General features: G+C 67.6%; 20 protein-coding genes. 12 read left to right on the forward strand and 8 right to left on the reverse strand.

What is annotated here, in order from left to right:
- Positions 1-15: 15 nt before the first annotated feature.
- Positions 16-228 (reverse strand): DUF397 domain-containing protein, encoded by a 213-nt coding sequence (locus ON40_RS02815; RefSeq protein WP_040818148.1) that lies wholly within the window; start codon positions 226-228, stop codon positions 16-18.
- A 602-nt stretch (positions 229-830) separates the two neighbouring features.
- Here ON40_RS02815 and ON40_RS53060 point away from each other — a divergent pair.
- Together ON40_RS53060 and ON40_RS02825 are read left to right on the forward strand one after the other, a co-directional pair.
- Positions 831-1,046: a hypothetical protein gene (locus ON40_RS53060; RefSeq protein ID WP_169541809.1), complete on the forward strand. Its 216-nt coding sequence runs from the start codon at positions 831-833 to the stop codon at positions 1,044-1,046.
- 87 nt (positions 1,047-1,133) lie between these two features.
- Positions 1,134-3,320 carry a S9 family peptidase gene (locus tag ON40_RS02825; protein ID WP_051192614.1) on the forward strand — a complete coding sequence of 729 codons (2,187 nt, stop codon included), beginning with the start codon at positions 1,134-1,136 and terminating at the stop codon, positions 3,318-3,320.
- 108 nt (positions 3,321-3,428) lie between these two features.
- Here the strand turns inward: ON40_RS02825 and ON40_RS51595 are convergent, their stop codons facing one another.
- Both ON40_RS51595 and ON40_RS02835 read right to left on the reverse strand, forming a co-directional pair.
- Entirely contained in the window at positions 3,429-3,719 is a 291-nt protein-coding gene (locus ON40_RS51595; protein ID WP_157186179.1) for a hypothetical protein, read from the reverse strand.
- A gap of 80 nt (positions 3,720-3,799) precedes the next feature.
- Positions 3,800-4,090, reverse strand: coding sequence for a hypothetical protein (locus tag ON40_RS02835; RefSeq protein ID WP_040818154.1), 291 nt, complete (start codon positions 4,088-4,090; stop codon positions 3,800-3,802).
- Positions 4,091-4,309: 219 nt separating this feature from the next.
- On the opposite strand from ON40_RS02835, the gene ON40_RS02840 reads away from it, so the two are divergent.
- A complete protein-coding gene (locus ON40_RS02840) occupies positions 4,310-5,017 on the forward strand; it encodes a DUF2334 domain-containing protein (RefSeq protein ID WP_040818156.1) in 708 nt (235 codons plus the stop codon).
- Between the two features lie 12 nt (positions 5,018-5,029).
- Here the strand turns inward: ON40_RS02840 and gad are convergent, their stop codons facing one another.
- On the reverse strand, positions 5,030-6,439 hold the full coding sequence (gene gad, locus ON40_RS02845) for a glutamate decarboxylase (RefSeq protein ID WP_083895372.1): 1,410 nt from the start codon (positions 6,437-6,439) through the stop codon (positions 5,030-5,032).
- 570 nt (positions 6,440-7,009) lie between these two features.
- On the opposite strand from gad, the gene ON40_RS02850 reads away from it, so the two are divergent.
- Positions 7,010-8,380, forward strand: coding sequence for a dipeptidase (locus ON40_RS02850; protein WP_040818158.1), 1,371 nt, complete (start codon positions 7,010-7,012; stop codon positions 8,378-8,380).
- Between the two features lie 58 nt (positions 8,381-8,438).
- Here ON40_RS02850 and ON40_RS02855 read toward each other — a convergent pair whose 3' ends face one another.
- Entirely contained in the window at positions 8,439-9,083 is a 645-nt protein-coding gene (locus ON40_RS02855; protein WP_040818159.1) for an MBL fold metallo-hydrolase, read from the reverse strand.
- A 263-nt stretch (positions 9,084-9,346) separates the two neighbouring features.
- Here ON40_RS02855 and purS point away from each other — a divergent pair, with 263 nt between their 5' ends.
- A complete protein-coding gene (purS, locus tag ON40_RS02860; RefSeq protein ID WP_040818162.1) occupies positions 9,347-9,580 on the forward strand; it encodes a phosphoribosylformylglycinamidine synthase subunit PurS in 234 nt (77 codons plus the stop codon).
- Positions 9,580-10,260, forward strand: a complete 681-nt coding sequence (purQ, locus tag ON40_RS02865; RefSeq protein WP_040818164.1) for a phosphoribosylformylglycinamidine synthase subunit PurQ — start codon at positions 9,580-9,582, stop codon at positions 10,258-10,260. The genes purS and purQ overlap by 1 nt, the downstream gene beginning before the upstream one ends.
- A gap of 20 nt (positions 10,261-10,280) precedes the next feature.
- Here the strand turns inward: purQ and ON40_RS02870 are convergent, their stop codons facing one another.
- Complete coding sequence (locus ON40_RS02870; RefSeq protein WP_040818167.1) at positions 10,281-11,351, reverse strand: substrate-binding domain-containing protein; 1,071 nt, start codon at positions 11,349-11,351, stop codon at positions 10,281-10,283.
- Between the two features lie 53 nt (positions 11,352-11,404).
- Between ON40_RS02870 and ON40_RS02875 the strand changes: the two genes are divergently transcribed.
- A complete protein-coding gene (locus ON40_RS02875) occupies positions 11,405-11,845 on the forward strand; it encodes a MarR family winged helix-turn-helix transcriptional regulator (RefSeq protein WP_040818169.1) in 441 nt (146 codons plus the stop codon).
- 11 nt (positions 11,846-11,856) lie between these two features.
- Positions 11,857-13,143: a M18 family aminopeptidase gene (locus ON40_RS02880; RefSeq protein WP_040818171.1), complete on the forward strand. Its 1,287-nt coding sequence runs from the start codon at positions 11,857-11,859 to the stop codon at positions 13,141-13,143.
- Here ON40_RS02880 and ON40_RS02885 read toward each other — a convergent pair.
- Positions 13,089-14,435 carry a glycosyltransferase family 87 protein gene (locus tag ON40_RS02885; RefSeq protein WP_245567629.1) on the reverse strand — a complete coding sequence of 449 codons (1,347 nt, stop codon included), beginning with the start codon at positions 14,433-14,435 and terminating at the stop codon, positions 13,089-13,091. The genes ON40_RS02880 and ON40_RS02885 overlap by 55 nt on opposite strands.
- Before the next feature lie 152 nt (positions 14,436-14,587).
- Here ON40_RS02885 and purL point away from each other — a divergent pair, with 152 nt between their 5' ends.
- Positions 14,588-16,882, forward strand: a complete 2,295-nt coding sequence (gene purL / locus ON40_RS02890) for a phosphoribosylformylglycinamidine synthase subunit PurL (protein ID WP_040818273.1) — start codon at positions 14,588-14,590, stop codon at positions 16,880-16,882.
- 61 nt (positions 16,883-16,943) lie between these two features.
- Here the strand turns inward: purL and ON40_RS02895 are convergent, their stop codons facing one another.
- Positions 16,944-17,231: a YiaA/YiaB family inner membrane protein gene (locus ON40_RS02895; RefSeq protein ID WP_040818174.1), complete on the reverse strand. Its 288-nt coding sequence runs from the start codon at positions 17,229-17,231 to the stop codon at positions 16,944-16,946.
- Positions 17,232-17,369: 138 nt separating this feature from the next.
- Here ON40_RS02895 and ON40_RS02900 point away from each other — a divergent pair, with 138 nt between their 5' ends.
- From ON40_RS02900 to ON40_RS02910, 3 genes are all read left to right on the forward strand, one after another.
- A complete protein-coding gene (locus tag ON40_RS02900) occupies positions 17,370-19,127 on the forward strand; it encodes an alpha/beta hydrolase (RefSeq protein ID WP_040818176.1) in 1,758 nt (585 codons plus the stop codon).
- Between the two features lie 20 nt (positions 19,128-19,147).
- Positions 19,148-19,843: a CPBP family intramembrane glutamic endopeptidase gene (locus ON40_RS02905; RefSeq protein ID WP_245567630.1), complete on the forward strand. Its 696-nt coding sequence runs from the start codon at positions 19,148-19,150 to the stop codon at positions 19,841-19,843.
- Positions 19,844-19,999: 156 nt separating this feature from the next.
- Complete coding sequence (locus ON40_RS02910; RefSeq protein WP_085997630.1) at positions 20,000-20,386, forward strand: sterol carrier family protein; 387 nt, start codon at positions 20,000-20,002, stop codon at positions 20,384-20,386.
- The last annotated feature ends 5 nt before the right edge of the window (positions 20,387-20,391 follow it).

The raw sequence follows: 20,391 nt of genomic DNA on the forward strand, positions 1-20,391 counted from the left end.
GACGGCGACGGGCGATCAGGCTCCGGGCCGGTTGAATTCCCCGTCCTTGGCGCCGGCGACGAAGGCATTCCACTCGCCGGGAGTGAAGATCAGCACCGGGCCGTCGGGATTCTTCGCATCGCGCAGGCCGATATTGCCGGTGGCCAGGAACGCCACCTCCACGCCCCCGGTCTCGCTGCTGCGGTGCCAGACGGCGTCCGGTTCGATCTCACGGTTCTTCGCTTCCATGGATGCTCCTGTGCTGGTTCGTGACCCAATATGAACCACATGAGAATAGTGATGTTCAACACCTGAGACAAAAGGATAATTCCGAGCGGAATATCGCCCTGACCCGATGATATGAACTACACCGCATTGGCGTTATTCCGAAGTGGACATGAACCTTCCGAAATGGTGGTTCGGTGCCGCGGCCGGGGGGATGCGGCCGCGGTCGGGTGCGGGTGGGGTCCGTGTGGCGCGGCGAGGTCCGGTCCGTCGGTGAACCGGTCGTTGTGTCGAGCGATTGGGCAGGTCGCGAGGGGTAGGGTGGCGCGCGCGGGTGCGGCCGGGCTCACTGGTCGATTGTCCAGGACATCGGGCGGATGTCCGATCTGTTCGGTTTCGGGCAAACCGGACGGTCGCGCGGGCTTCGGGTCGAATGGGATCCATCACATACGGCGGCATTCGGCGAACAGCGGGCATTTCTTCGGTGTTATCCGGCTCGTTTGGTTTATCCGGCAAGCTGAGCGGAAACCCAGAACTTTGTGGCGGGAATACAGCGTCCACCGGCCCGCGGAGGACCGGCGCCCGCGCCGCGTCACGGCATGGCACGACAAAGGATGGAGCACCGCATGGCACCCGTCTTCGACAGTTGCGCGGTAGTGCCCCGGCACCTTACCGTCGAGCAGGCTCACAACATCTTGCGTATCCACAACAGCTGCCCCCCCGACCAGTGTCTGCGTCGCAAGGCCGCACTGTTCTTTCTGATGGAATCGCGCCGCATCGATCGCGGCACCGTCGGTCGGCGGCTGCCGGGGTCCCCGCCGCGCACCCGAGGGCTGTCCTAGCCTCGACGCACCGCTCGCAGGTGCGGCGACGGTTCGCCGCACCGGGTCCGACCGGCCCTGTCGGACCCGCCCACTACGGTGGAGTGCATGGCTCTCGACACTGGTACCGGCCCGATCCGCAACGCCGCCGACGCGTCCGTGGTGACGCCGCCGATCGCGAAGCGGGTCCCGGCGCAGCGCGTGCACCACGGCGACGTCGTCGTGGACCAGTACGAGTGGCTGCGCCGGAAGGAGGATCCGGAGGTCATCGCCTACCTGGAGGCGGAGAACGCCTACACCGAGGCGTGTACGGCGCAGCTACAGCCGTTGCGGGAGAAGATCTTCGACGAGATCAAGTCCCGCATCCAGGAGACGGATCTGTCGGTACCGGTCCGGATGGGCGATTTCTGGTACTACTCGCGCAGTTTCGAGGGCAAGCAGTACGGCGCGCACTGCCGGTGCCCGATCGGTTCCCCGGACGACTGGACCCCGCCCACGCTCGACGCCACCACGCCGATCCCCGGCGAGCAGGTGCTGCTGGACAGCAATCTGCTGGCCGAGGGGCACGAGTACTTCGCCGTCGGCGCCTACTCGATCAGTAACGACGGCGCTCTGCTGGCCTATTCGGTGGACACCTCCGGCGACGAGCGCTACCTGCTGCGGTTCAAGGACCTGCGCACCGGCGCCGATCTCGCCGACGAGATCGCCGGTACGGTCCCGGATGCGACCTGGTCGCTGGACGGCACGCACGTGTTCTATCAGACCTACGACGAGGCATGGCGTTCGGACACGGTCTGGCGGCACCGGCTGGGCACGCCGAACGAGCAGGACGTCCAGGTGTTCCACGAGCCGGACGAGCGCTTCTCGGTGGGCATGGACACCACCCGTTCGGAGAAGTACCTGATGATCGGGGTGCACTCGAAGATCACCACCGAGATCCGGATCCTGGAATCCGATGATCCCGAGGGTGAGTTCCGGGTGCTGCTGCCGCGCCGGGAGGGTGTGGAGTACACCGCCGAGCACGCGGTCATCGGCGGGCGGGACCGATTCCTGATCCTGCACAACGGCGAGGTGCCCGCGCCCGGCGGCGGCACGATCAAGGCCGAGAACTTCGTGCTCGCCGAGGCGCCGGTGGACGATCCGGCCGCCATGACCACCCTCATCGACCATCGCGAGGATGTGCGGCTCGAGGGTGTGGACTGTTTCACCGACCACCTGGCGCTGTCCTACCGCCGCGGGGCGCTGCCGCGAGTCGCGGTGTGGCCGTTGACCTCCGACGGTTACGGCGAACTGCGCGAGCTGGATTTCGGGCTGGAGCTGTTCTCCGCGGGCGTCCTGGTCAATCCGGAGTGGGCGCAGCCGACGCTGCGGGTCGGCGTGACCTCCTACATCACGCCGGTGCGGGTGTTCGATTTCGTACCCGCCACCGGTGAGCTGCTGCTGCGCAAGGAGCAGGTGGTGCTGGGCGGCTACGATCCGGACGACTACGAACAGCACCGCGATTGGGCCGTCGCCGAGGACGGCACCCGGATTCCGATCTCGCTGGTGCGCCGCAAGGATCTCCCGGCCGATGGGCCGAAACCGTTGCTGCTCTACGGATACGGTTCCTACGAGGCCAGTATGGATCCGGGGTTCTCGGTGTCGCGGCTGTCGCTGCTGGATCGGGGCATGGTGTTCGCGGTCGCCCATGTGCGCGGCGGCGGCGAGATGGGCCGGCTGTGGTACGAGCACGGCAAGACACTGCGCAAGAAGAACACCTTCACCGATTTCGTCTCCTGCGCACGGCATCTGATCGATACCGGCGTCACCGCGCCGGACCGTCTGGTCGCCGACGGCGGCAGTGCGGGCGGCCTGCTGGTCGGCGCGGTCGCCAATCTGGCGCCGGAACTGTTCGCCGGAATTCTGGCGGCCGTACCCTTCGTCGACCCGCTGACCTCGATCCTGGATCCGTCGCTGCCGTTGACCGTGACCGAATGGGACGAGTGGGGTAATCCGCTGGAGGATCCGGCGGTGTACGAGTACATGAAGTCGTACTCGCCGTACGAGAACGTCCGGGCGGCAGACTATCCCGCGATCCTGGCCACTACCGGTCTCAACGACACCCGCGTGCTGTACGTCGAACCGGCCAAGTGGATCGCCAGGCTGCGGGCCACCGCGACCGGCCACTCACGCCTCCTGCTCAAGACCGAGATGAGTGCGGGGCACGGCGGTGTCAGCGGGAAGTACGAGAAGTGGAAGGAAGTGGCGTTCGAATACGCCTGGGTGCTGGATACTCTCGGCCTCTGCGACCGGTAAGCCAGCGGCACGACGAACAGGCGGGCGTTTGCGCGCACCCGCCTGTTCGACAGCCGGTTTTCGGCCTGGCTCAGTGGATTTCGGCTCGCTGCATTCGATTCGAAGGGTTCAGCGGATTCCGCAGGCGTGGATCAGTTGCAGCAGTTGCTGGTGCTGCTGTCCCTGGACGAGCTGATAGCCAGGAACCTTCGCGCCCATCATCTGGTCGTAGTTGTCGGCGATCTGATCCGGGGTGGCGTTCGGATGCTGTGCGCGCACCGTGTTCACGATTTGCTGGGTGTTGTCGCACATCTGGTCGGGAGACGGGTTCAGGTTCGGAAGCGGGGGCGCTGCCTGCGCGAACGCGGGGGCAAGCAGCAGGAAGGACGTTGTCAGGACGGTGAGTGCTGCGGCTTTCACAGGGGCGGAGCCTATTGAGGTGACGGAGCTGGTGTGGATCAGTTGTCATCAAAGAATGTGCGCTCTGTCACCGGTGCCCGCTAGGCCAGGTGGCAGCTGCTGATCTGGTCGAGGATGAACTGGCGCTGGCGCTCGCGGCTGCTCGCCGGGAGATTCTTGAATGCGCCCTTCTTGTCGAGGAACGTCATGTAGTTGTCGGTGATCTGCTGCGGCGTCGCGTGCGGGTTCTGCTCGCGCTCCATGTCGACCACGGCCTTGGTCGCCTCGCACTGCTGCTGCGGAGTGAAGATGTGTGGCGGATCAGCTTGTGCCACAACAGGTACAGCGATGAACAACGGGACCGCCAGGGCGGTCAGGAAGGCTGCTTTCACCCGGTCGATCCTAGGTGAGGTGACCGCCGGCCGGACCGATGACCGGACGGTATGTCCTGCGACCGGACGGTTCGCGGCCGGACCGGATGGCGCGCGGTCATCGGATGATGGTCCGATTCGGTAGCGCGAATTCGTCGCCGCGTCACCGGGACTGCACGGTTCGGACACTTGCCGCGCCCATCGTAGGACTATGAGCGGCATCGGCAGAGGGGTGCGGGTATGCATGCACAATTGATCGTCTCGGTGTCGGGGATCCGCGACACCACCCGCGCGCAGGCGCAGGCCTTCGCCGCGGAGATGGATCGGCGCGAGGTTCCGCTGTCGCTGCTGGTGGCTCCGCGCCTGAAGGGCAAGTACCGGCTCACCGAGGACGGCCGCACCCAGGAGTGGTTGCGGGAGCGTCGCGAGGGTGGTGATGCGGTCGTGCTGCACGGTTACGACCAGGCCGCCACCAAGCGCCGCCGGGCCGAATTCGCCACACTGCCCCGGCACGAGGCGCGGTTGCGGCTGATGGCCGCCGATCGCGTCATGGAGCAGGTGGGCTTGCGCACCCGGCTGTTCGCCGCGCCGCGCTGGACTGCCTCGGAGGGTGCGATGGCCGCGCTGCCGGATGTCGGCTTCCGCCTCGCGCTGAGCCTCACGGCGATACATGATCTGGAACGCGATGTGGCACAACGCTCTTGGGTGCACGGCATGGGCGAGGGCTTCCGCGCCGAACCCTGGTGGTGCCACGCGCTGGTGATGAGCGCGGCCCGCACCGCACGCCGCGGCGGCGTGCTGCGCCTGGCGGTTTCGGCCGCCCAGCTCAGCCGTCCCGGACCACACCAGGCCGTGATCGATGCGGTCGATCTGGCGCTGTTCCACAACGCCCGGCCCGATGTCTACCGCTGGGAGCCGTACGCCACGGGGGCTACCCGCGCGGCGTGAGGCCCGGTGCTGTCACTGCGCGGCCAGGCGGCGCTGTACTTCCGCGGTGGGGATCTGCGCGGTTGCGCTGTGCGTGAAGCCGCCGGACTCCTCACGGGTGAGTGAGGTGCTGGGCGGATGTTTGTCCAGTTGGGCCATGGCCCGGCCCATATCGGCCAGCAGCAGGTCGGCCATATCGTGACTGAAGCCGTGCCGGACCAGGACGCGCATGATCGTCTCGTCCTGGCGGTCGGCCGGGAGCGGGTACGCGGCGACCAGCCAGCCGCGCGTGCGCAGCCGGTCGGACAGGTCGTAGAGGTTGAAGGTCTGCTCGCCGCTCAGCCGCCACGACACCGCCGCGATGCCGCGCAGTGGATCGCCGTCCTGGATCAGTTCGAACGGTCCGAGTTTCCGCACGCCGTCGGCCAGGTGCTGGGCCACCGCATAGGCCGCGGACTGCACCCGGGCGTATCCGTCCCGGCCGAGCCGGATGAAGCCGTAGTACGAGGTGATGACCTGGCCGCCGGGACGGGAGAAGTTCAGGTTGAACGTGGCCATGTTGCCGCCGAGATAGTCGACGTTGAACACCAGTTCGTCCGGCAGGTCCGTGGCCTCGCGCCAGATCGCCCAGCCGACGCCCAATGGCGCCAGTCCCGTCTTGTGTCCGGAGGCGTTGATCGATTTGACCCGCGGCAGGCGGAAATCCCACACCAGATCCGGTGCGGTGAACGGCGCCATGAATCCGCCGCTGGCGGCGTCCACGTGGATCGGGATGTCCAGACCGGTGCGGGCCTGTAGTTCGTCCAGCGCCCGGCTGATGCCCGCGACGTCCTCGAACAGGCCGGTGAAGGTCTGGCCGAAGGTCGGCACCACCATGATCGTGTTCTCGTCGCAGTGCGCGGCGATATCGTCCGGATGCAGGGTCAGCCGCTCCCCGCGCAGCGGAACCTGGCGGATCTCCACATCGAAGTAGCGGGCGAACTTCTCCCAGCAGACCTGGACCGGCCCGCACACGAAATTCGGGGTGCCGCGGCCGCCGCGCGCCCGCCAACGGAATTTCGCGGCCAGGCCGCCGAGCATGGCTGCCTCGCTGGAACCGGTCGTGGAGGTGCCACGGGTACCGGTCGGGTCGGGGGAGTTCCACAGGTCCGCGAGCATGCGCGTGCACCGGGCCTCGAGTTCGGCGGTCTGGGGATACTCGTCCTTGTCGACGATGTTCTTGTCCAGCGACTCGCTCATCAGCCGCCGGACCTGATCCTCGACCCAAGTGGTGCAGAAGGTCGCCAGATTCATCCGGGATACGCCGTCGAGCATCAGCTCGTCGTGCACGATCTGATAGGCGGCCTCTGCGTGGATCTCCGAGCTGGGGAATTCCGACTTCGGCGCACCGTATCGGAATGGGGATGTCGCGAACAGATCGTCGGAATCGGGTGATTCGGGCATCGTCATCTCCTGGTCATCGCACATGTGACGAATTCGCGGATAGTCGTCAGCATCTCACAGTGCGGGTGTTGTCCGACGGAGGGGCGAAGCTCGTCCGAGTGCGGAATCGACGGGTTGTCGGAGAACCGGTCGGCATGCTGTCCCGGCGTGCGGCGGTCGTGAGGCAGGCGTGCTGTCGATGCCACCGACATGTTGTCGAGTCTTGAAGTGCGCAACGGCAAGCGGGCCTCGGGCCTGTCACGTGACGACGATGTGGTGGACCGGTGTTGTGGTGTCCGGCCGGTGATTTCACGTATCGGCGGCCGTGGGACGTGCGCGTCTCGTGACAGGGGTGGTTGCCGACCTGCGCGACGTCGACGGACGAGTCCTCGCGTCGTGTCGGGTGGCCGTGCGGGCGGGTCGGGTCGACGTGCGAGAGTGGTGTGAACGGCGGAAAGGGCGCGTGGACGGCCGCCGGGACCGGACTCGGCGCGTGACTCCCGGCGCCGGCGGGAAGCGGATCGACCGGACCGGCGGCGCGCTCCGCCGACGAGCGTGTGTGACGGTAGCGAGACGACGAAATGAGTTGAAATGACCGATGATTCACGAACCGCCGCATTGCGGGCGCAGGTGCGGGCGCTGATGGCGCGGGCGAAAGATGATCTGACGGAACTGGTTTCGTTTCGATCCGTGCACGATCCACGGCAGTTCCCGGCGCAGGAGTGCCGGCAGGCCGCGCAGTGGGTGCTGGATGCCTTCGTCGAGGTCGGGCTGACCGATGCGGGGCTGCACGAGACCTCGGACGGGAGTCTGGCCGTCGTCGCCCGGTATCCCGCACCGGCCGGGGCCCCGACGGTATTGCTGTACTCCCACTACGACGTTCAGCCGCCGCTGGACGAGGATGCCTGGCGTACACCGGTGTGGGAGCTCACCGAGCGGGACGGCCGCTGGTACGGGCGCGGTGCGGCGGACTGCAAGGGTAACGTCCTGGCGCATCTGACCGCCTTGCGTGCACTGCGGGAAACCTTGGGCGACAAGGGTTTCCCGGTCGGCATCACGCTGGTGTGCGAAGGTTCCGAAGAACAGGGCACCGGTGGACTCGAGGCGTTCGTGCCCGAGCACGCGGACCTGCTGCGCGCGGATGCCCTGGTGATCGGCGACTGCGGTAATGCGGCGGTCGGCGTGCCGACCTTCACTCAGACCCTGCGCGGCACCGTGAACGTGATCCTCGCGGTGGAAACCCTTGCCGGACCGATGCATTCGGGGATGTTCGGCGGACCGGCGCCCGATGCGCTCGCGGCCCTGATCCATCTGCTCGCGACACTGCGTGATGAGCACGGCAATACGACCATCGCCGGTCTGCCCGCTGATCAGGTCTGGGACGGCGCGCAGTATCCGCCCGATCGGTTCCGCGCCGACGCCGGTGTGCTCGACGGCGTCGATCTGCTCGGTGACGGGACTGTCGCCGACATGGCCTGGGCGCGACCCACGGCGACCGTACTGGGCATCGATGCGCCGAATGTGGTCGGCGCGGTCGCGGCCGTGCAGGGTTCTGCGCGTGCCCTGATCAACCTGCGCATTCCGCCCGGCATCGATCCCGAGACGGCGTTGAAAGCCCTTACGGCGCATCTGGAATCGAAGACGCCGTGGCATGCGCGGGTGACCGTGACGCCCGATGCGGCGGGTGCGCCGTTCCGGTCGGGCACCGGCGGTCCGGCGCGTCGCGCGATGGAGGCGGCCTTCGCGGCCGCCTACGGCCGGGAGTCGACCACGCAGGGCCAGGGCGGTTCGATCCCGCTGTGCAACGTCTTCGCCGAGACCTATCCCGAAGCGGAGATCATGCTGATCGGCGTCGAGGAACCGAGCTGCCTCATCCACGCGCCCAACGAGAGCGTGGATCCGAGCGAGATCGAGCACATCGCCCTGACCGAGGCGCTGTTCCTGGCCTCCTACGGTTCCTGACCTCCCGCGCGTCCCGGCGGGACATCCGCCGGGACGCGCCGGAATCCCTTGGCGCAGATCAGAATTCGGCGTCGGTCTCCGGTGCGACGACGGCGAATTCGGTATCGGCCGGGCCCATCTCCCGCAGGCGGCCGAAGTAGATGCCCTGTGCCGCAGGCTCGATGATCCCGTAGTGGATGGGCATGGCCGTGCGCGGGGAGACCGCGCGCAGATAGTCCACCGCCTCGCTCAGACGCATCCAAGGAGCTGCCGCGGGCAACGCCAGCACACCCACCGGCGAGGGCGGAACCCACAGTGAATCGCCCGGATGGACGAACTGAGCCGGATCCTGGGCGGTGCCCAGCTGGAAAACGGTGTTGTCGATGACCGGGATGTCCGGGTGGATCACCGCGTGCCGCCCGCCACCGCCGGTGATCTGCACCCCACCGACGCTCAGCACGTTACCGGCGTGCACCGCCTCCCACGGCTCCTCGCGCAACTGCGCGGTCTGCGGATCGCTCAGCAACCGCGCCTGCGGATTGTTCTCCACCAGCGCCCCGATCCGCGCGGGATCGATGTGATCGGGATGCTGATGCGTGATCGCAATCGCATCGAGCCCGGTGAGCCCCTCGAATCCGTGCGAGAAATTGCCGGGATCGAACAGTATCTTCACTCCGTCGATCTCGACCAGGACACAGGAATGACCGAAGTGAGCAATGCGCATGCTGTAATCTTGGCCTCCGCTTCGCTCCGGCTGTTCGCGGCCCCCCAAATCTCGCCGCTCGGCCCCGTGTCGGGCACTCGTGCTGGATCCTTGGCCTCCGCTTCGCTCCGGCGGGTTCGGCGTTGCCCGGGGTATTGAAACCAGGTGTGACGGGGATTGTTGCCCACGGTTCGTGACGAGGTCGAGTGCGCCCCGACGCGGCCTGTACGAGCTGCCCCGATTAGGCTGTCCGGGTAACCCCCCACCAGCGTGAGGAGCAGCGCGTGGCACGAGTCGTGGTCGAGGTGATGCCGAAGGCCGAGATCCTGGATCCGCAGGGTCAGGCCATCGTCGGCGCACTCGGGCGCCTGGATATTCCGGGTGTGTCGGATGTGCGGCAGGGCAAGCGATTCGAACTCGACGTCGACGACAGTGTCAGCGATGCGGAGCTCGAGAAGATCGCCGAGTCCTTGCTCGCCAACACCGTCATCGAGGACTGGAAAGTGGTGCGCCTGTAATGTCCGTGCGCATCGGTGTCATCACCTTTCCCGGAACGCTGGACGATGTGGACGCCGCACGCGCGGTGCGGCTGGCCGGCGCCGAGGCGGTCAGCCTGTGGCATGCCGACGCCGACCTCAAGGGCGTCGACGCGGTGATCGTGCCCGGCGGCTTCTCCTACGGCGACTATCTGCGTGCCGGGGCCATCGCCCGGTTCGCGCCGGTGATGGGCGAGGTCGTCGAGGCCGCGCGCAAGGGGATGCCGACCCTCGGCATCTGCAACGGTTTCCAGGTGCTGTGTGAGGCCGGACTGCTGCCCGGCGCGCTGACCCGCAACGAGGGCCTGCACTTCGTCTGCCGCGATCAGTGGTTGCGGGTGGACGCCACCGACACCGCGTGGACGGCCCGGTACGAGCCCGGCGCGCAGATCCTGATCCCGGTCAAGAACGCCGAGGGCCGCTACCAGGCTTCCCAGTCCGTGCTGGACGAACTCGAGGGGGAGGGCCGCGTGGTGTTCCGCTACGCCGGCGGCAACCCGAACGGCTCCCAGCGCGACATCGCCGGAATCGCCTCGGCCGACGGCCGCATCGTCGGGCTGATGCCGCATCCCGAACACGCGACCGAACCGCTCACCGGACCCAGCGACGACGGTCTGGGCATGTTCCTGTCGGTGGTGGACACGCTCGTCGCGGCTGTCTGAACCCGATCCGCCCGATCGGGTCAGTTGGCCAGATCGTCCAGGACGCGCAGTTGCACGCCCTCGGCGCGAGCGATCATGCCATCCGCCCGCTCGGCCCGATCTCCTCGGAAAACCTTTCCGCCGGAAGGGGTTTCGAGCATCAGCCCGTCCGCGAGAGCGGCGCGCATGCGCGGCACCTCGAGTGAGCCGAGGGTCCGCGCCATCGAGCCGATCAGATGGATCGCCTCGTAACTGGTGTTGCTGAAGAAGGTCAGGGCGGGCGCGAACCGGCCGTGCATGCGGTGATAGCGCACCAGCCGATCCGGATCGCCGACCCGATCGGGAAAGAACGCCGAGGCGACGTAGAGATTCTCGTTGGCCGCCGGGCCGGCCGCGAGCAGGACGGTCTCATCGATGGCCGGGCTCACCCGCACCTGGTACGCGGCCCGGCCGGTCTGCGCGAACTGCTGATTGAACCGCACCGCGTCCATACCCACCAGCAGCAGGACGATACCGTCGACACGATCCAACCGGGGATCGTCGAGGAATGTGGCGAAATCCTCGGTGCCCAGCGGCAGGTAGCGCTCCAGCGTCACCGCACCCGGATACGCGGCACGCACCGCCCGCGCGGTGGTCCGCGGCCAGATGTAGTCGTTGCCGATGATCGCCCAGCGCCGGGTGCCGAACTGGCGATACAGCCAGTCCATCGCGGGCAGGACGTTCCCGGCGGGGCTCTCGCCGACCATCAGGACGCCGGGCGGCTCGTCGGGGAGATCCTCGTGGATGGTCGCGAACAGATAGGGGACCCGGGCGTCGGCGGCGTGCGCGACCGCGCGGCGGACCGCGGAGATGTGCCATCCGGTGATGGCGTCGATCATGCCGGTGGCCAGCAGCGCCGAAACCTCCTGTGCGACCTCGGCCGGTTCGCGGCCGCCGTCCACGGTGGTGACCCGGACCTCGCGTCCGAGAATTCCGTCGCCGCCATTGATTTCGGCCACCGCGAGCGCGACGGCCGCTTCGCAGGAGGGTGCCACAATTCCACCGGAACCCTGCAGCGGGACGATGTTGAGGATCTCTATCACATCGTCCGCGCCCTCGTGGAACGGCGGCATTCGGTACCCTTCTCCTCGTCGGAGGAAAATAGGAAATGGGCGGAAGAAATTATATGTCGACCATTGTAAGCGGATTTTCCACGTTGCACGGTGCGCTACGTGCAGCGGAACGTGGTTGGCTCCGCCACCTCGATACCGCCTTGTCCGCGCGACGTCTCTCCGCGGACCATTGGGCAATGCTGTCCAATTTGTCCGATGAGAACGGTATCACCATGACCGAATTGGCCTGCCGCGCTCAACTTCCGCCGTCCTCGGCCACCCGCCACGCCGACGCTCTGGCCGAACGCGGACTGATTTTCCGCATCGCCGCCGAAGACGACCGCCGCCGCATTCTCATCGGCCTCAGCAAGCGTGGCGTCGAGATCGTCGAGTCGGTTCGCGCGGAGGAACTGCGTGCCGAGGAGCAGTTGCGCAAGCGCATCGGCGCCCGCAATCAGGCCGAACTCCTGCGCCTGCTCGAGTTGGTCGCGGGCGTCCCCGTGCGCGATCGTTAAGATCGGGGCCTATGTCTGTCACTGCCACGCCAGCCGGATTGTGCGCGTTCGTCGACGCCTCGCCGTCTCCGTTCCACGTCGTGCACACCGTCGCGAACGAGTTGACCGCCAACGGATTCCGGGAGCTGTCCGAATCGCGGCCGTGGGATCTGCCCGCCGCGGGGCGGTATTTCGTGGTGCGTGGCGGTTCGATCGTGGCGTGGGTGGAAACCGGTGCGTCGCAACCGTTTCGAGTGGTCGGCGCGCATACCGACAGTCCGAATCTGCGGGTCAAACAGCATCCGGATCTGACCTCGGCCGGATGGCAGCTGGTCGGGCTGGAGCCCTACGGCGGCGCATGGCTCAACTCCTGGCTGGACCGGGATCTGGGCATTTCCGGGCGGATCACGGTCCGTGAGGGAAATGCGTTGTCCGAGAAGTTGATCCGGATCGACGAGCCGCTGCTTCGGGTGCCGCAGCTGGCCATCCACCTGTCCGAGGACCGGCGCGGGGTGAGCCTGGATCCGCAACGTCACGTCAACGCGGTGTGGGGGGTGGGCGGTGCGCCGCGGTCGTTCCTGGGATATCTGGCCGAGCGCGCCGCGATCGATCCGGACGCGGTGCTGGGCTGGGAGTTGATGACCCACGACCTGACCCCGAGCGCGCCGGTCGGCCGCGATCTCGACCTGATCAGCGCACCCCGCCTGGACAATCAGGCCACCTGCTACGCGGGTCTGTGCGCTTTCGCCGAGGCGGTGGCCGAGCCGGGCGCGGCGACGCCGGTGCTGGTGATGTTCGATCACGAGGAGGTCGGCAGTCAGTCCGATCGCGGCGCGCATTCGGATCTGCTGCCCTCGATCCTGGAGCGGATCGTGCTCGCGCGCGGCGGCGGACGTTCGGAATACCTTGCAGCACTGGCGGGTTCGATCCTGGCCTCCGGCGATATGGCGCACGCGACGCATCCCAACTATCCCGAACGGCACGAGCCCGCGCATCAGATCGAGGTCAACGGCGGCCCGGTGCTGAAGGTGAATCAGAATCTGCGCTATGCCACCGATGCGGTCGGCGCGGGGGCGTTCGCCCTGGCCTGCGCGCAGGCGGAGGTTCCGCTGCAGCGCTACGTGCATCGCGCGGATCTGCCGTGCGGGTCGACCATCGGCCCGATGTCCGCGGCCCGCACCGGCATGACCACCGTCGACGTCGGCGCACCCCAGCTGGCCATGCATTCGGCGCGCGAGCTGATGGGCGCCCAGGACGTATTCGCCTATTCGGCGGTGTTGGCGGCGTTCCTGACCCCCGCCGACGCGACTCCGCGATAGATCGGCCGGTAGGCCACGACCGCGACGACCAGCGCCGCGAACGTCACCAGCACATAGCTCGACCCGACCAGCTGCTCCCACACCGCCCAGTGCCGTTCGTGGTCGCCGCCGTGCGGCAGCAGCCACTGCGGCCCGACCATGAACATCACCACGATCGCGGCGGTCGCGATCAGATAGCGGCGGCTGCGCCGGCCGCGATCGATGGCGTCGGCGGCCACCAGCGCGGCCGGGGCCACCCACACCCAGTGATGTGACCAGGAGATCGGCGAGACCAGCAGCACCGCAGCCGCATTCACGGTCAGCGCGGCGACGTTCGCGGCGGCCGAGGCGGGTGCGGCTGCGTCGGGGGATTCGTGTCGGCGGGCGAACGCGGCGTCGTCGAAGAGTCGCTTCATCAGAATCGCGGCGAGCACGACCGCGATCAGCGAGGTGACGAGCCAGAGGACCGTCGCAGCCGACGAGTCCAGGCCCAGCCGGAACGCGAACCCCTTGAGCGACTGGTTACCCGCGAAGTACGGCGGCCCGATGCGGCCGGTGTCGAGCATCGTGTGGAACCAGTACTGGGCCGATTCGTGCGGGAACAGGACGAAACCCACCACGATCGCGCCCAGCGCCGAGAGCGTCACGGTCAGCGCCGAACGCCAATCGCGGCGCACGAGGAAGTACAGCAGGAATCCGCCGGGGGTCAGCTTGATCGCCACCGCGATGCCGATCAGCATGCCGCGCGGCCAGAACGGCTTGCGCACCAACAGATCCAGCGAGATCGCCGCCATCAGGAACAGATTGATCTGCCCGAAGTTGTAGGTCTGGCGGATCGGTTCGGACAGGCCCAGCACGGCCACCGCGCCGATCACCAGGGACAGGGCTACCGTCCGGTCCAGCCGCGGGCGCAGCCGGTGCAGCACCAGCCACACCGTCAGCGCCAGGCTCGCGATCGCCAGCACGAGCACCAGCCATTCGGCCGGGAGCAGCGGAAGCAGCGCGAGCGGGGTGAACAGCAACGCGGCCAACGGGGGATAGGTGAACGGCAGACCGAGTCCGCCCACCTTCGGCATCGGGCCGTACAGGTTGCCGCCGTCGAGCCAGATGCGCGCGCCGTTTCGATAGACCTGCAGATCGATGTATCCGCGCCACAACCCGGCCGCCATGCAGACGATCGCCGATATCACGAACAAGGCGATCGCGATCGCCACCATGCGCCGTCGTCCGGCCACCTGATCAGGACACGAGTGGTCCACCGAGTTATTCGGGGGCAATTCGTCCGGATCCGCGACCTGGGATCGCTCGTTCACGCGCCAAGGATATCCGGCGGGCCGAAGCGCGCAGCGCAACACGGTGCGCGGCGTCGTTTCGGCACGCATTAGACTCGCGGGGTATCTGCCTTTTCTCCTGCATTGGGGCTCATGGCACTCGCATGCCCGCCGAAAGGACCCTGGTACTCACCGTGACTGTCCACGTCGACACCGTCAGCGCCGCCGCGGCAACCCCGGAAACCCCGCAGCCGTACAAGGAGCTGGGTCTCAAGGACGACGAGTACACCCGGATCCGGGAGATCCTGGGCCGTCGTCCCACCGACGCCGAGCTCGCGATGTATTCGGTGATGTGGAGCGAGCACTGCTCGTACAAGTCCTCGAAGGTGCATCTGCGTTATTTCGGGCAGACCACCACCGACGAGATGCGCGCGTCGATGCTGGCCGGTATCGGCGAGAACGCGGGCGTGGTCGACATCGGCGACGGCTGGGCGGTCACCTTCAAGGTGGAGAGCCACAATCACCCCTCCTACGTGGAGCCGTATCAGGGTGCGGCGACCGGCGTCGGCGGCATCGTGCGCGACATCATGGCGATGGGCGCGCGGCCGATCGCGGTGATGGATCAGCTGCGGTTCGGTGCGGCCGATCACCCCGACACCCGGCGCGTGGTGGACGGCGTGGTCCGCGGTGTGGGCGGTTACGGCAATTCGCTGGGTCTGCCCAATGTCGGCGGCGAGACCGTATTCGATCCGTCCTATCAGGGCAATCCGCTGGTGAACGCGCTGTGCGCGGGGGTTATGCGGGTGGAGGATCTGCATCTGGCCTTCGCCTCGGGCGCCGGTAACAAGATCATTCTTTTCGGTGCGCGGACCGGGCTGGACGGTATCGGTGGTGTCTCGGTGCTGGCCTCGGATACCTTCTCCGGCGACGAATCCGGTGCCGGGCGCAAGAAGCTGCCGAGCGTGCAGGTCGGCGACCCGTTCACCGAGAAGGTGCTCATCGAGTGCTGTCTCGAGCTGTACGCGGCCGGTCTGGTGGTCGGCATCCAGGACCTCGGCGGCGCCGGATTGTCCTGTGCCACTTCCGAACTCGCGGCTGCCGGAGACGGCGGCATGCATATCGAACTGGATCAGGTGCCGCTGCGCGCGGCGAACATGACTCCCGCGGAGATCCTGTCGAGCGAATCGCAGGAGCGCATGTGTGCGGTGGTGACGCCTTCGAGCGTGGACGCGTTCATGGCCGTCTGCCGCAAATGGGACACCCTGGCCACCGTGATCGGCGAGGTCACCGACGGTGACAACCTCGTCATCACCTGGCACGGCGAGACCGTGGTGGACGTTCCGCCGCGCACCGTCGCCCACGAGGGCCCGGTCTACGAGCGTCCGGTGCAGCGCCCGGACTCGCAGGACGCACTCGTCGCCGACACCAGCGCGAGCCTGACCCGCCCGAAGACCGGCGAGGAACTGCGCGCGACCCTGCTGAAGATGATCGCCAGCCCGCAGCTGAGCAGCCGCCGCTGGATCACCGAACAGTACGACCGCTACGTGCGCGGCAACACCGTGCTGGCCGAACACGCCGACGCCGGCGTCATCCGCATCGACGAATCCTCCGGCCGCGGTATCGCGCTGGCCACCGACGCGTCGGGCCGCTACACGAAACTCGATCCGTACACCGGCGCGCAGCTCGCGCTGGCCGAGGCGTTCCGCAACGTCGCGACCACCGGTGCCACCCCGAAGGCGGTCACGAACTGCCTGAACTTCGGCTCGCCGGAGGATCCGGGCGTGATGTGGCAGTTCCAGCAGGCCGTGCGCGGACTCGCGGATGGTTGTGCGGCACTGGGGATTCCGGTCACCGGCGGCAATGTGAGCTTCTACAACCAGACCGGGCAGACCGCGATCCTGCCGACGCCGGTGGTCGGCGTGCTGGGCGTCATCGATGACGTGCACCGCCGCATCCCGACCGGTCCGGGGCTCGAGCCCGGCGAGACGCTCATCCTGCTCGGCGACACCCGCGACGAATTCGACGGTTCGATCTGGGCCCAGGTCGAGCACGACCATCTCGGCGGCGTCCCGCCGCGGGTCGACCTGGCCCGCGAGCAGCTGCTCGCCGAGGTGCTCACCTCCGGCTCGCGTGACGGATTGGTCAGTGCCGCACACGATCTCAGCGAGGGCGGCCTGGCGCAGACCGTCGTGGAGGCCGCGCTGGCAGGCGAAACCGGTTGCCGGATCGTGCTGCCCGAAGATGCCGACCCCTTCGTGATGCTGTTCTCCGAATCCGCCGGCCGCGTCCTGGTCGCGGTCCCGCGTTCGGAGGAGACCCGCTTCACCAAGATGTGCGACGCCCGCGGATTGCCCTGGGTGCGTATCGGTGTCGTGGATCAGGGCTCGGATTCGGTCGAGATCCAGGGCCAGTTCACCGTCCCCGTGGCCGAACTCCGTGAGGCCCACGAGGGCACGCTGCCCCGGCTGTTCGGTTCCTCCGACCACTGAGCCCACTTGCCCGGTGTCCCAGGCGATATCACGGGATATCGCCTGTCGGGGTGTCGGTCGGTCAGGCCGCGCGGAACGGGTCGTGTTCGGCCATCAGCTTGTCCAGGCGGGCCTCGTCGATGCGGTGGTGCACGCGGGCGGCCTCGTGCTGGTCGCGGACGACCTTGGCGAGGGTGAAGGTGCTGCTGACCAGGAACAGCATGGTCATCAGGAGGAAGCCGCGCTGCCAGATGTCCAGCGGCAGGTAGATGATGCCCGCGGCGGTGGCGACGAAGGCCAGGCCGAAGGCGATGGCGGCCTGGGCCAGGAAGGCCGAGGTGCTCTTGGTCGAGGTATCGGGAGTGCTCATGGCATCGAGTGTCCCGATCGGCGGGCTCGCCGACCTGCGTACAACTACTCGAGGCGGGCAGGTAGTTCGCGCACGCGGTGATCTGCGCCTCCGCGCGACGTCCCATGATTTCGGTGGTCGGGCGGCCATACTTGACAGGTGCTCGACTCCGCCGAGGCCCTGACGTCGCTGCGTTCGCGTAGTGTCGTCGTCGCTCGCCGGGCGTCCGAGCTGCTGCATCGCCTGGAAAAGGACGTCATCGGCCTCAACTATGCCGGACTGGTCGTCGCCACGGTGTTCTTCGCCTGGTCGGTCACTCCGTCGCTGCTGCCGCGCGACTGGCTGTTCCAGGGTCTGATCAGCGGTTTCAACGCGGTGATCGGATACGGCGTCGGCTGCGTGTTCGACTGGGCGTTCCGGCGGTGGATCGGGCCGAAACTGCCGTGGCAACCGCCACCGCTGCGCGTGCAGTACGCGGTGAAGGTGACCGTGCTGGTGGTGTGCATCCTGGCGGCGGGATACATGCTGGTGCTCTCGGCGGACTGGCAGCGGCAGACCTACACGCTGATGGATATGACCGGCACCACCACCTCGGGATATCTGCGGACGGGCGGGTTGAGTCTGCTGGTGGGCACGGTGGTGGTCGGGGTCTACCGGACGTTGCGGATCACCGTGCGGCTGCTGGCCCGGCTGCTGAGCCGCTGGGTGCGGATCCCGCCGAGGTTCGCGCCCACCGTCGGCACCGCGCTGCTGGCGGTGCTGGTCGTATCGCTGTTCAACGGCGTCGCGTCGCGCGCGTTCTTCGCGGTGGCCAATTCGGCGTTCAGCGTGCGCAACGACAAGATGACCTCCTATGCGGTGCAGCCGCAGGCGCCGGAACGCTCCGGCAGTCCGCAGTCGCTGGCCGCTTGGGCCACCCTCGGCTCGGAGGGGCGCTGGTTCGTCTCGCACGGTCCCGACGCCTTCCGGATCGGCGCTGTCACGGGAAAGCCCGCGCTGGAACCGATTCGCGCCTACGTCGGGCTGGAGTCGGCGAAACATGGTGAGAGCCAGCAGGATCTGGCCGTGGATGAACTCGAGCGGACGCATGCGTTCGATCGCAAGGTGCTGGTGGTGGTCACCACGACCGGTACCGGGTGGGTGAATTCCATGACCGCCAATGCGATCGAGTACATGTACCGCGGTGACACCGCGATCGTGGCCTCGCAGTATTCGTACCTGCCCAGTGTGCTGTCCTTCCTCGCGGACCGGCAGAAGGTGGCCGAGTCGGGGCGGAAGATGTTCGACGCGATCTACCGGGCATGGTCGCAGCGACCGGTGCAGACCCGGCCGAAACTGCTGGTCTACGGGGAATCGCTGGGTTCGCAGGGGTCCGAGTCGGCCTTCTCCGGACTGGCCGATCTGCGTGCGCGGGTGGACGGCGCGCTGTGGGTGGGTCCGCCGAATTCGAATCTGCTGTGGAGCCAGTTCGTCACCCGGCGTGATCCCGGATCGCGCGAGGTGGCGCCGGTCTACGCGGACGGACTCGTGGTGCGTTTCGCCGCGAACGCCGCCGATCTGTCCAAGCCCTCGCCCGAATGGCGGCGTCCGCGCATCGCCTATCTGCAACACGCGTCGGATCCGATCGTGTGGTGGTCGCCGGATCTGATCTTCTCCAAACCGAATTGGCTCTCGGAGCGTCGCGGTTCGGATGTGTCCACGCAGATGCGCTGGTGGCCGTTCGTCACCTTCTGGCAGGTCGCCGCCGACCTCACCAATGCCCAGGGCGTCAGCGACGGCCACGGCCACAACTACGGCAGCCTCGTGCTGGACGGCTGGGCCGCGGTGCTGCCGCCCCCGGACTGGAATCCGGACCTCGAGGACCGAATCCGCACCCAGATCGAACTCTCCGAGGCCTACGAACGCGCCGTCAAGTGAACCCGAAAACACTGGCAGCCGTGCGTATTCCACTCCTGTGGAACAACTGGCTACTACCGCGCCTGCGCCTGGGACCGCGCGGCCGCACCGCCGCCAACGTCGCATTCGCCACGGTCCACGCCGCCGCATTCCGAACCCGACGACCACGTGACGAACGCGATTCCGACTCGGGCACAGCGGATTGCGTCTCGTCGATGCCGATATCGACCGCGCGGGGGGATCGATATACGACACGGCGGCCGCCGCTCGCCGATCGTGGACTACGCTGCGGATCGGTACTGTTCGCAGCGGTCTGCATCGGGTACTGCACCGCACTCGCCATTCCGTCGCTGCGCACACGCCTGTCCGAATTCGCCGACCGCGCACCGGAAGTCGGCCTCGTCGAATGGGCAGGTGTGCACATCCCGTTCGGCACGGTGTACAGCGAGGAACTGATCTTCCGCGGCACCCTGGATCCACTACTCGACGAGACTTTCGAAACGTATGGAATCTGGCTCGGTGCAACGGCTTTCGGCCTATGGCACATCGGTCCCGCCCGCGCTGCCGGTGAACACGTGCCCACGACCGGATTCGCGACCACCCTGGCCGGTCTCATCCTGGGCGGGCTACGCCGTCGCACCGGCAGCGTGATCGCTCCGGCGCTGGTACATCTGGCCGTCAACGCTGGCGGCGCGATCGCACCCCGGATCGCACGGCGGACTCGCGGACCGGTGTGACGCCATGCGTCGCCGCAGCGCTCTGTGGATCATTGTGGACAACAAGCGATCACGGCCCTGGCGCACCAATCGCCGACGAGCTGCGATCGCTGTAGTTGCCGCGCGGACGACGTGCGGCGGCGAGTTCGCTGATCTCCGCTGGGTAGTCTCGGGATCGTGGCGCGACGAGGTGCGGTGGATCCGGCGGCGGTTCGGGCGGCGGTGGTGGCCGTGGGCGAGTGGTTGCGTGCGGAGACCGCGCAGGCTCCCGCGCGGGCGGAGCTCGCCGCGGCGGTGCGCGGGACGGCGCGCACACTCGCGGCCAGCGCGCCGGGGGCCTCGGTGGAGGTGCGGGTGCCGCCGTTCGTGGCGGTGCAGTGCATCGAGGGGCCCAGGCATACCCGCGGCACCCCGCCGAATGTGGTCGAGACCGATCCGCGCACGTGGTTGCTGCTGGCGACCGGGCTGCTCACCTATCAGCAGGCCGTCGACTCCGGTGCGCTGACCGTGTCCGGGATTCGGGCGAGCGAACTCGCGCACTGGCTGCCGCTCGTCCCGCTCTGAACCCC

The sequence above is a fragment of the Nocardia jiangxiensis NBRC 101359 genome, assembly GCF_000308615.1.
Classification (GTDB): Bacteria; Actinomycetota; Actinomycetes; order Mycobacteriales; family Mycobacteriaceae; genus Nocardia; species Nocardia jiangxiensis.